General features: G+C 48.8%; 5 protein-coding genes. All 5 read left to right on the top strand.

Features of this window, described 5'->3' with window-relative positions:
• Positions 1 to 47 precede the first annotated feature (47 nt).
• The 5 genes from JUF22_RS00140 to JUF22_RS00120 all read left to right on the top strand — a co-directional run bounded on the left by JUF22_RS00140 (position 48) and on the right by JUF22_RS00120 (position 12062).
• Positions 48 to 2483, top strand: a complete 2436-nt coding sequence (locus JUF22_RS00140) for a MucBP domain-containing protein (protein ID WP_203642262.1) — start codon at positions 48 to 50, stop codon at positions 2481 to 2483.
• 251 nt (positions 2484 to 2734) lie between these two features.
• Complete coding sequence (locus tag JUF22_RS00135; RefSeq protein WP_203642261.1) at positions 2735 to 4909, top strand: MucBP domain-containing protein; 2175 nt, start codon at positions 2735 to 2737, stop codon at positions 4907 to 4909.
• Positions 4910 to 5134: 225 nt separating this feature from the next.
• On the top strand, positions 5135 to 7132 hold the full coding sequence (locus JUF22_RS00130; protein WP_203642259.1) for a MucBP domain-containing protein: 1998 nt from the start codon (positions 5135 to 5137) through the stop codon (positions 7130 to 7132).
• A 439-nt stretch (positions 7133 to 7571) separates the two neighbouring features.
• Entirely contained in the window at positions 7572 to 9695 is a 2124-nt protein-coding gene (locus JUF22_RS00125; protein ID WP_203642257.1) for a KxYKxGKxW signal peptide domain-containing protein, read from the top strand.
• 207 nt (positions 9696 to 9902) lie between these two features.
• Positions 9903 to 12062 carry a collagen-binding domain-containing protein gene (locus JUF22_RS00120; RefSeq protein ID WP_203642255.1) on the top strand — a complete coding sequence of 720 codons (2160 nt, stop codon included), beginning with the start codon at positions 9903 to 9905 and terminating at the stop codon, positions 12060 to 12062.
• The last annotated feature ends 203 nt before the right edge of the window (positions 12063 to 12265 follow it).

Here is a 12265-nt window from a genome sequence, read left to right as displayed (position 1 = left end):
GCTTACAAGTTGGATAAGAGAGTAGGGACTGAATAGGGGGAGTTTATATGGACAAAGTTATTAGAAAATATAAAATAATGTATAATGCGGATAAAAGATGGCTAGTGATGACCACGGTCGCGGTCTCGTTGGTGTGGGGAATCTTGGATAGTCAGCCGGTATCTGCGGATGTTGTGCCCGATGCTGGTGCTAATCAGGAAAATGTTATGGCGGACTCTAACCAGGAGACAATTTTAAATCAGCAGAAGACGCAAACGTTGACTGTCACTGAAAAAGATCCGGCAACGGATGAAGCTGATAAACAAGCTACCAAAGACGGTGAAGGTTTTGTGCAGACACCTGTTGCAGATCCGCAAACACCATCAAACTCAGAAACGATTAAAGATTCAAATCGCGTAGATTCGGATGGGATAAGGAGTACTGACACTTCATCGCAGGAAAAGACTGACTCAGTGGATGAAAATAAAGTGACTGAGAAGCCCACAGCAGTAGCATCGGTGAATCAATCTGACAGACAAGCCACGCTACCAGATGATTCAAACCCTGTGGTAGTAAACAAGGGACCTGAGATCCAGAAATTAAATCCAAAGTTGCGGTCAATCCCGTCAACACAAACATCTGCTGTAACGGTGGTCCAACCGGTTGCTGAGACTGAGGAGTCGATTGACGAGTGGATGCCAAATACTAAATTGCAGGCAGAAATATTAAAGACACTGAATAATATTTCACCCAATGGCAAAAGATGGAAAAATGTTAGAGATATTACGCAATCGGACATGTTGTATCTAACCAGTTTGAATGGCAGTGGAACAACATGGATTGATGGGCACACACCCTATTCTTTGGAAGGCCTTCAATACGCAACTAATCTTACAAGCATTGTATTTAATGGGTTAGCCCAAGCACAAGATGCATTGTCACCCATCTACTCTGGAATTGAAGATATTTCACCATTGAAAAATTTAACAAAATTACAGACGGTTTGGCTTGAATGTAATTCAATCTCTGATGTGACGCCACTTGCAAATTTAAAGAATGTTACTAGCCTGCAATTGGAGTTCAACAAAATTTCGGATTTTTCATCACTAAATCCAAATCAGTATACATATTTCAACTACGAATCACAGTTTATCACGTTGCCTAAAATCTACGTTTCAAGCGCAACGAGAACTGCTGAAATGCCATTTAGGGCTTATCTTCCTGGCGGACAGTTGGCGCCGCTGATTCAAGGAGGAGGAGCAACGCTTGTTCCTGCCGAGTATATAACGCCCTCGACTGAAAAGTTTTGGTTGTGTGGACGTGGTGGTGTTGCAACAGAGAAAGATGGCGGGCTAGTTTATACCAATTTGAAGAACAATGGACTCTATCCCTTTTCCAAGTATAGTGGTGCACAGGTGGTGCCCAATCAGCTGCTATTTTACATGGTTGGAACGTATGCTTACCCTGCTAGCACTAGTGAGCCGTTTATTGTGGTGGTACAGCCGTACGAAATTAGTGATAGCTTAGTGTCAGTCACGGTTAGATATTTGGATGAGCAGCGCAAGCCACTTAGGCCGAATAATATAGTTAATGGAGTGATTGGGAAAAAATTTAGCTTTGACGCACCAAATATTGCTGGTTATGAGACACCGTCGACAATCACAGGAATCTTTTCTCCTACGCCCAAACCAATCGATTTCATTTATAAAAAGGCTACGATGACAACCGTGGCCGTGTACTACAAGGATGAGTCTGGAAATCCAATTCACGACAACATAGAAATTTCTGGTCAAATTGGAAAAGCTTACAATATAGATTACCTTGATATTGACGGATATACTTACAAAGAAACGCAAGGGGATGCTCAAGGGATTTTCACGGACAAGCCAACTAAGGTTACCTTCGTGTATAACAAGAACACTGGGACTGTTACCCCACCAGTCGTTACGCCTGAGCAAAAAATTACAGTCACTGTTCATTATCAAACAGCGGATGGTACCATGGTTGCACCGGACGTAACTGTCACGGGTAAGGTGGGGGATACCTATACGACTAGTCCCGCCGTAAAGGTAGCAGATGGGTATCAATTATCTGTGACGCCAGCTAATGCCAGTGGTACATTGGGTAACAAGGACTTTGCGGTCACCTATATTTACGAGAAGACTGGTGGAACTGGAGATAAAATTACACCAGATACAGACAGGCCAACGACGCAACTGAATAAACCAGCGATTACGCCATCCGTTGACAAACAGATACCGGCGAAGAAACCTCAAACGGGTGACCAGACAGATACTTTAACTGGCAGTCATGGTAATCAGGCAGTTACCACAGCGGTGTTCAAGGCTGGTAAGCAGACAGACCAGCCAAATATTTCGAAGACAGTGACGGGTAGTTTGCCGCAGACCAATGATGACGAGCAAAGTTCACAGTCTTGGGGTATTGCGCTGTTAGTTATGGTCTTGGGACTATTTGGATTAAAGTTGAAGCATAAAGAGCAATAATCAAAGCATTACAACCCAAAAGGGCGCCAACGAAACCATTGGCGCCCTTTAACATACTCGAAAAATAGATGTGGGTCGAACTAATTCAAGTGACGAACTACACTATTAATGTTTTATCCTATGCTGGCTTTTCAAGCGATAACCGGTTATACTAGGGGTGGTTAAGGATGACCAACTACCACACTAATTATCGATTTCGTTACACCACTGTTGCTACCGGCAATGATGCCGACAAATTGAGGAGGATTAATGTGCTTAAACGGGATGAATCAACACACCGGGTGAAGATGTATAAGAAGGGGCGCACGTGGGTGTTTGCCGGCGTTTTAACGGCAGCGCTTGCGTTTGCGGCGCCAGAGAGTGTCCAAGCGGATACCACTGGTGAAACACCTTCCCCAGCCAAAGCAGAGACGACGACCACGACGAACGCCCATCAGGATCAAGAAGTGACGCTCACGACACCAGACGTTGACGGTCATCCAACCATGACAGAAACAGAGACGGTTACTAATGTTGAAAATGAAAGCGGTACCATAAACGATTCGGTAACAGCAGGCGACCTCGAAACTGAAGCCGAAGACAAGACGACCACCACGCCAGAGAAACCAGCGACGGATGTCACGACAGAAGATCCACAGACTGCCGAGCCTATCGCGGCCGACACCGTACCGGAAACGGCCGTGCCTATTTCAGAAACGGCCAAGCCCAAGACCCACAAGCAGACCGGCGCAACGACCGAGTTGAAGGCCGTGAAATTGGTCAAGGCCGAGGTTGCCAAGCCGGCCACGGTGAAGCTGGCGCATCAGCAGCGGGCAACCGCTATCAGCGAGTGGATGCCCAACACCACACTCCAACAGGCCGTTTTGAAAAATCTGAAATCTCAGAACCCAGGTCAGAGTTGGAACAGCGTCGATGACATTACTCAGGCAGACATGGCGCTGTTGAAGACCCTGTCAATCCAGAGTGGGGCCGGCACCTATATCGATGGCAAGACTGAGTTCTCACTGGTTGGCTTGGAATATGCGACAAACCTCACGTCGTTAAGCATGGGGGCTGGAAATTTCAACACGGCCCCGGGGGCCTACTATGGTGACATCGCTGATGTGACGCCGTTAGCGGGGTTGACTAAGCTCGAAAAGCTGGACCTGCAACACAACCGAATCACCGATGTGACACCACTAGCCAATTTGACAAACCTTAAAGAACTCCTGCTGTCGTACAACCGTATCCATGATTTCTCACCGTTAAAGGGCATCAACTATAATAGTTTTCATGCGGGCTCACAAATGGTGATTTTGGACCCCGTTAAGGTGAGTGCCACGGACCTGAGTGCCCACCTGAAGATTCAATTTATCACGATTGATGGCGACCTGATTCAGCTGGAGCAGGTGGCGGTCCGAATCGCCGACCCCGTCTTCTACTACAACGGCGCCTTTACCTACCGTTTCTACTTCACCGGTGGGGTTGGGGTCAGTGACGGTCAGGGCGGACTGAACTATACGGAGCTGAAGCCACAGATTCCGGGCATCACGGAGTATCCGACCGTGACAGTCGATCCACAGGAAAATAACTACTTTCTGACGGGCCGGGCGGATGGCTCGGACTCGTATGGCAGTTACCTGTTCGTGGTTGCCCAGGGCTACGATATCGCGGAGGACGCGGCGCCCGTGGTCGTTCAGCATCATGACGAGCAGGGCAACGCCATCGCCAAGGATGTGACGCTGCCAACGGGGATGGTCGGGGAAGACTACACGACCACGCCACTAGACATTCCGGGCTACAAGTTGAAAACGACGCCGGAAAACGCCACCGGTCAGTACGGTAGCGAGGCCATTAAGGTCACCTACGTGTATGAAAAGGATGGCGGCGGTACCGTGACTCCACCGGTCGTGACGCCGGCTGCGGATGTCACGATGACCATTTACTATCAGCTGGCGGATGGCACCAACATCGCCGCTAGCCAGACGATTAGCGGGAAGCCAGGCACCACGTATTCGACGAGTGCCTTAGATGTGACCGGCTATCGGCTGGTGACCACGCCAGGAAATGCCAGCGGGACCTTTGGCGACGCAGATGGCACTATCACCTACGTTTATGAAAAGCTAGAAACTGGCGGTGGTGGGGACCTTATCACCGATGGGAATGATGGTGACGACGGGGACTTGGCGACTGGCGATGGGGATGATGATCAGAAACCAAGCGTTTCCGTGACGACGGCCCAGGATGAAGGCGGCGCGGGGGCAACGGTCAGCGGTCAGCCAGTTCAGTTGGCTAATAGCGCGACTGCCACGCCACAGAAGTCCGCAGCCCCAGCGACAACCCTGCCACAGACCAACGACCAAGCAACCTCAGCCTGGTGGGGCGTGGCGTTACTAGCCGCGACGACTATTGGTGGCTGGCTAGGTTTTCGTCGGAAAAGTGAATAAGTGAGTGGATGAAAGCCTTGATGTCTAGGACGTTGAGGCTTTTTACTGTCAAAATGTAAACGCGGGTAAAGACAATCGTTATATTATAAATAATTAATATTATAGTAGATTTTCACCGACCACTCCACTATAATAATTGTTAACGAAATGGTGGGCAGGTCCCACTATTAACATAATTATTTTCGGTGACACGGCACTAGTTGACGAACTTTAGGGGGAAGACAATTGGGGAAACGACGAAGAAAAAATTGGCAGAAGTATGGGTTATGGACGGCAGCAACGTTGGCCGGACTCGGCTGGCAGCTGACCACGGGGACGGTCGCTGAGGCAGATGAGGTGGCCGATACCGCGCCGGTGGCAGAGTCGGTGGTGACGGCGGAGACGAAGGAAGAATCGAAGCCGACGAGTCTAGAATTAGAACCGGGAGCGTCCAACGCTGAATCTAGACCAGAGGATGAGACTGCAGTGGAGCCAGGAACTGTTGCAGATCCGGGGACAGTAGCGCCGTTGGCTTTAAGCGGTGACGGCGTCGTTTTATCTCAGCCCGGCAAGCATAAGTTAAGGCGGGTTAAGGCCAATAAACCAGTTGATGACCAACAGTCCACGACCGCAGTGGTTGCGGCGACACCGGTGTCAGAAGTCGTGAGTGAGAAAACTGATGCGTTACCCAAACAACCTAAGCGCACGGAAGCAGCGATTGATCAGTGGATGCCAAATAAGACGCTACAGACGGCCGTTTTGACGGAGCTACGGCGTGAGCCACAGGCAGACCATAAAACCTGGACGGCCGAGAATGAGATTACGCAACAGGATATGTTGCGTCTAGATGCCCTAAGCATTACAGGTAATGCGGAATCAAGCGGAATTAGTACATATATTGATGGGCACACAGAATTCTCTCTCAAGGGCATCGAATATGCCAAGAATTTGGAACACATTGCCTTAGGCGGAGGATTGGCGAATAATAGCCCCTATCAAGTGTTTGGGGATGTCGTGGACCTCTCACCACTAGCTGGCTTGACACACTTGCGGTCAGCCATTCTCGATAACAATCGAATCAAAGATATTTCACCGTTGAAAAATCTGAATAACCTGGAACAACTCTATTTAACCTTTAATCAAATCTCGGATTTCCGGCCGCTCAATGGCAAAGACTTTTGGCAATTAACGATTACGGAACAGTATATTACGTTGCCTACGATTAAAGTCGACCCAGAAAAACGGACGGCCCATATGTTGGCCCCCTACTATCTGCCCAGCGGAGATTTCCCCGGCTTGTATAGTCCTGGGGAATGGGTTGAACAAATTATGGATTTTCATATTGATGAGAATAACCATAATGATTATTATTTCAATCGCTATATCTATCACAATATTCCCAATGATGATGTTTTGCTGGGGGGAGATATTGACGAGAACGATTGGGGAAATCTGACCTACGTTAATATTCCGGACCAGAAGCCAGGGGATGCGGAGCCTTTAGAGGAGCACCAAATACAGCTTCCCAATTATTACTACTTGGTGGCGATGGCAGATGTGGAGCCGGGGGATGTGGTTTCCGATGACTCAGACGTCGAATGGTACGTGATTCAGCCCTACACCACAGCTAAACAGGCGGGAAAAATTACCGTTCATTACCAAGATGAAGGAGGAAACTCTCTGGAGAAGGATCATGAACTTCCAATGGGGTATGTCGATGACGCCTACCGCACAACCCCGCTAAAAATAAAGGACTATACGCTTAGTAAAACGCCGGAGAATGCCCAAGGTGTCTATATAGAAACGCCCATCGAAATTACTTATGTTTATCGGAAGAATGCAACGGAAAAACCTAGTGTCACGCCTCCAGTTGTCACACCTCCTGTCGTGACACCCCCGACTGTGACGCCGCCAACTGATGGGGGAACGACTCCAACCACGAAGCCCACGCCCGGTCAGCAACCAGATCAGGTGGATACTGGGAGTAAGCCGGATCAGGTAAAGCCGGTACCAGTTAGTGTTGCCGGCAGTGCGGCTGACCAAGTGGATGGAGAAACGACCAATCAGGCGATGACACCGGCTAAGCCACATCCCAGCAAATTGCCACCCGTCATGCCAACGACAGCGCAGTCCAAGGGCAACACACTGTTACCGCAGACGGATGGGCAAAGTGCCTACCAGCTTCTGGGTGTGATTGGCCTGCTGATTGCCTTTTGGGGATTGGCGTATCGTGGAAAAGATTAAAGAATTAGGGAACTTATATGACCAAAGCCAAAGAACACTGCCGAGTAGGGGTGTTCTTTTTGCGTAAAGTAAAGAAAAATAACGAATATAGGGTGCACTAAAATTATTTAAAATGACGATTCTGGACTTAAACGACAGACAGCTGATTTTGTCCCTAAAAGCCGTGTATAACCGGGCATGAAAGTGTTAGATAATTTTTAATGCAAGATAGGTAAAACCATTGACGAAACGGGGATTCATCATTATCAAAATTAATTGTTTTGATGAAAACACGGTTCAAGTGTGATTAGTTTTATCGCCTGACAATTAAGCTTGATTTTGTTGTGAATCGGACTACAATGTAGATATAGAAAAGGCTATCCACTTTTACTGAAATGTTACAATTAAATCAATGACTAGGGCGAACGCAACAACACAAATCAATGAGGAGGAAGTTATCATGCGGAACTTAAAGAGTGAATCAAAGGAACACTACAAGAGCTACAAGGCAGGCAAACACTGGGTCTTCGCTTGCATCACGGTTATGAGTCTCGGCTTGGGTCTGGTGGGGGCCAACGAAACGGCACAAGCTGATACCAATAACGCGAGTGAACCAGAAACAAGCGTGGTCAAACCAGCAGCTGATGAGCAAAATCCAGCAGTCGGCGACACAGTTGACACTCCGGTAGCTAACAGCGATTCAGGTTCTTTAGACAAAGGCGATGGTTCTGCAAACGGTGCGGGTGCGGTCGATACCGATAAGGATATTAACAAAGACATCAACAATGACGATAGCAAAAATGCCAATGTCGAAGATGCTAACAAACCTGTTGACCAAGATAAGGATGTTCCAAATAATGTAGCTGGTGACAAGCAAGATGATTCTAGTAAGGATATCCAAAACCAAGGGCAACCAGAAAACCAGCAGCAACTCCAAAACTCAGTAGAACCTGAAAATAAAGTTAAACAAGAACCTCTAGAAGCACCAGTAGATGAGAATCTTAATGGGGACAAGCAAGAAGACGTCAGCAATCTTGGCGCTGCTAAGTCAGTGGTTGAAAGTGACTCCCTGTTACGGGATGAAGCACCAAGCATTGATGCGTCTGTTTGGATGCCGGATGCAAACTTGCGGGCCTGGGTTGAAGCGTCCTTGAGCAAAACGAACAAGACGACTGTAGATGATAGCAATCTGGCCACTTATGTCCAAGGAGCGACCGTGCTTTCACCTGACTCATCAAAGACTTTCGCTGACGCCCAAAGTCTAGAAGGTCTGCAATATTTCACGAATCTGACTAGCTTTACTTACTACGGCTACGTCCCGGCTTCTGGCATGATTGATTTCTCATTTGCGCCTAACTTAACCTATTTGAAACTTTACAATAAAGGCACTGCAACCGGCACTATGGATGCGACAGCGCTCGTTAACTTGCTGGCTAACAATAAAAAATTAACATCGCTGACTGTCAGTAACTATGGCTTAACTGGACAGGTTCCTGACCTTTCGGCATTTACTGACTTGAAGTCTCTTCAAATGGATAACAATCAACTGACTGGCGCGATTCCCAGTCTGACGACGATTCCCAAGGTGACATACTTATATCTGGGATACAACCATTTAACGGATATTCCAGACATGAGCGGGTATACTGGGATGTACGATTTCAGCCATAATAATCTGGTCACGGGGATTCAGAAAAACATGGGGATCTTGGGCAACTCTATGTATCAAACCGTTACCGGTAAAGACTACATCATCACCCCAACAGTCCGTTCATTTGACCCAATTACTGATGTGATCAAAGGTGTTCAGGATGAGAATGGTCAACTGGACCTCACCGATCCGATGGTTGCGTACAATTTAGGTACTCCAGGAGATTTGTACTTTACGGTCGAGGCCGATCCGGACAACCCGATTGGCTTTAACATTGTGGCTGCTGAAAGGACACCCGATGGTACCTACACCATTGAGGTCTTCAATCAGAAGACCAATCATTACAACTTTGATTTGACCTTCACCGTAACTAACGCCAAAGATCCTGTCGTTGACCCAGGGACTGGCACCACTGACCCTGGCACCGGCACGACAGACCCAGGGACTGGTACCACAAATCCAGATACCAACACCAATCCGGGTACGGGTACCAGCACCGTCACCCCAGGTACCGACACCACAACGCCTGATCTCACAGTCGATAATGGCGGCGATGCAGCTCAAGCTGTAACGGACACCAATCCGGACACTACCACCACCCCACAAACCGGTGGGGACGCGGCGACAATTGACACTACGACGCCTGTTAAAACTAAGCAAGTTGCCAAGGCTGGTCAGGCTGACCAATTAGTCGCAAAGCCAAGTCGTCAATCTGCTAAACCAGTCACCGAGTCCAAGGGTCAGGCAGCTAAAGTTGTTGCCCCAAAGGCACTGGCTTCTAGCGGTCAACAACAAGCTACCACAACGCCCAACCAGGCCAAGACGACGTTGCCACAAACCAACGAACGGAGCGGCGCTAGTCTGCTTGCTGTGGGGATTGCCTTGATCATCGCCACCTTCGGCATGGGCTTTACTGCTAAGCACCACGAATAACCATAAATGTTAATTATCTGAGGGTTCGCTAAATATTAGCGGGTCCTTTTCTTGTGAACTTTTTAGCCAAAATGGTCATTGTGGTAAACTAACGGACGATTAAGTAGTTTTTGTTCAAAATATTTTCACCATTTATATTGATTGTTTCCTTAAGAAGGCCCAAAATGGGGGTGGAGTTTATTTGGGAAAGGTAGGGATTTAATCGATATGGAAACGAAACGGACACACTTCAAAATGTATAAGAGTGGCCGTCGCTGGGTCTTCGCTTGCGCTGTGATGTTAGTCACGTTAGGCGCGGGGGCCACGGTAACTGCCAATGCCGACACGAACACATCGAGCGCCAGCGATACGACTGAAGTTAAGGCCGCTGCAGGTTCTGAGAGTCAGGCAGAATCAACTGGGGCAACCTCACAAAATGAAAGCAAATCTAGTAGCCAATCAACGTCAACGAGCGCATCTTCAATGTCCTCAGAACAAAGCAGTTCTGACGCACAAGATAGTTCAGTTAACAGTCAATCGACCAGTTCATCTTCAGCCAAGACGGTGAAGACGACCAGCGTTCGGCCAGGGACGACCTTGAAAAAGGGCACGTTGAAGCCAGGCCTCAAGGCAAACAAGTTAGTTAAGAAGTCAATCAGGAAGACGGTTAAAAAGGCCACAACGACTGAGACGGTCACTTACGCCCACACCAGTCCGGCTAGTGCCAAGGCCGTGGTTGCCAGTTTAGCTAGTTCTGAAAAGCCGCAAGCCGCTAAGCAAACGATTACCAACATGCTCCAAAAGCTTGCCGGAACCGCCACGAAGACCAGTGCGTTTGAACCTTACGCGGATTCTGGGATTCAAGCCGGTGGCAGTGTTTACGATGACTTCCCTGATCTGAACAACATTCTTGGGGTCTCCTCCGTCTTTCACATTTTCGCCCGTGAAGCCGAATTGAACGCCCACACTAACGGGAACGTGGCCGTCCAAAACTTGACTGGGAACGTGAACTTCGGGACTAACATCATTGAAGAACTGCTCGACAAGGATATTTCTTACATACAGAACATTACCAACATTGCCAACAGCTCCTTCGTTTCCGGGGGCTCAACTCGGGAAAACAAGGTCATCTTCGGTAAAGGCATTGAAATTGATATCAGCAACCCGAACCGGCCGATGGTCAACGGCCAATACATTGACCACTTATTGGCGCAGGAAGTTTACCAAGACCAAAACGGTCAAACGTACATCGACTTTGACGCCGAATTTGCCAAGCTGAAGGCCTTGAACGAAGCCCTGGCCAATCAAAAGAGTGAAGCCAGCTATTCCAACAGCGACTTTGACGACCAGAACAACCGGGTCATTGATATCAGTGACATGACGCCAAACGCTAACGGCCAAATCGTCATCAATTTGACACCGGACGTGCTCAACAGCAATACGCCACTGACCATCTCCGGCTTATCACCAGACGCTGATGGGACCACTGTCATCATCAACGTGGATACCGGTGGTGCGGCGGATTATGACGTCAACTCTCAAATTAAGATCAAGTACAGTGACGGGTCCGACCGGGACAATCACGAAACGGAAGACTTTGGGGACAACCATCTGCTGTGGAACTTCTACAACAGCGGCGCCAGCGATAAGCAATACACCGGGACGTTGGACTTTAAGAAGGCCTTCCAAGGCAGTATCTTAGCGCCATCCGCTACGGTCGTTGCCAGCTCCAACATTGATGGGAACATCATCGCGGACAAGGTCATCGTTAACGCCGAAACCCACCGTTGGGACTTGCAAGATAACAAGGACAACGAAGGCGACGGGGACGGCGATGGTGAAGAAGACCTCGAAATCCCTGTACACCCTGGTATCGATGTTGAAATGCCAGAAATTCCTGGTACGGAAGGTCCTGACACAGAAGGTCCAGACACCGAAACGCCTGGGACTGAAGGTCCTAACACTGAGAACCCGAATACTGAGGAACCGAACACAGAAAATCCTGACACCGAGGAGCCTGAAGGCGAACCTAACGGTGGGGACGAGAACTTAACCTACGAGCATGAACACCCAGAATACACGGAAGACATGGCGCAAGACTTTGAAGACGACTTGATTGATTTTGAGGCTGAGCGTAACACGGCCGCTGAAGAAACCTTGTTGAACAAGGTGGATGCTGCCATCGCCGCTGCTCGGGCCAAGGGTGACACCACATTAGTTGCCCAATTGGAATCCGTTCGGGGCAATATCTTACAGGCCTTGGGCTTGTCTGATGGCTTACCACAAACTGGCGAAGCTAACGATAGCTGGTTGAGTGCTGTTGGGTTTGCACTGGCGGGCACGTTATTAGCCACCGGCATCGCCGTCGACCGCAAGCGCCGGTACTAAAGCGGGTGCTTGCGCCTTACCGGGCGTCCCAAATGGCTCGGAACGCGGTGGGCGGACGCCTGAAGCCCAAAAGCGGTCTTCAGACTCGCTTTGAGCCGAAAGTCACGTCTCAAAGACGCCAGTTCTCTAAGTGGCCTAAACCGTCACTAAGAGAACTCCCACGGCTGAAGCCATTTGGGACGCCCTCACGGCTTACACTGGTT

Origin of the sequence: Levilactobacillus lanxiensis, assembly GCF_016861655.1 — a bacterium.
Classification (GTDB): domain Bacteria; phylum Bacillota; class Bacilli; order Lactobacillales; family Lactobacillaceae; genus Levilactobacillus; species Levilactobacillus lanxiensis.
The sequence above is the reverse complement of the archived record's forward strand: the minus strand, read 5'-3'. Positions and strand labels throughout refer to the sequence as shown.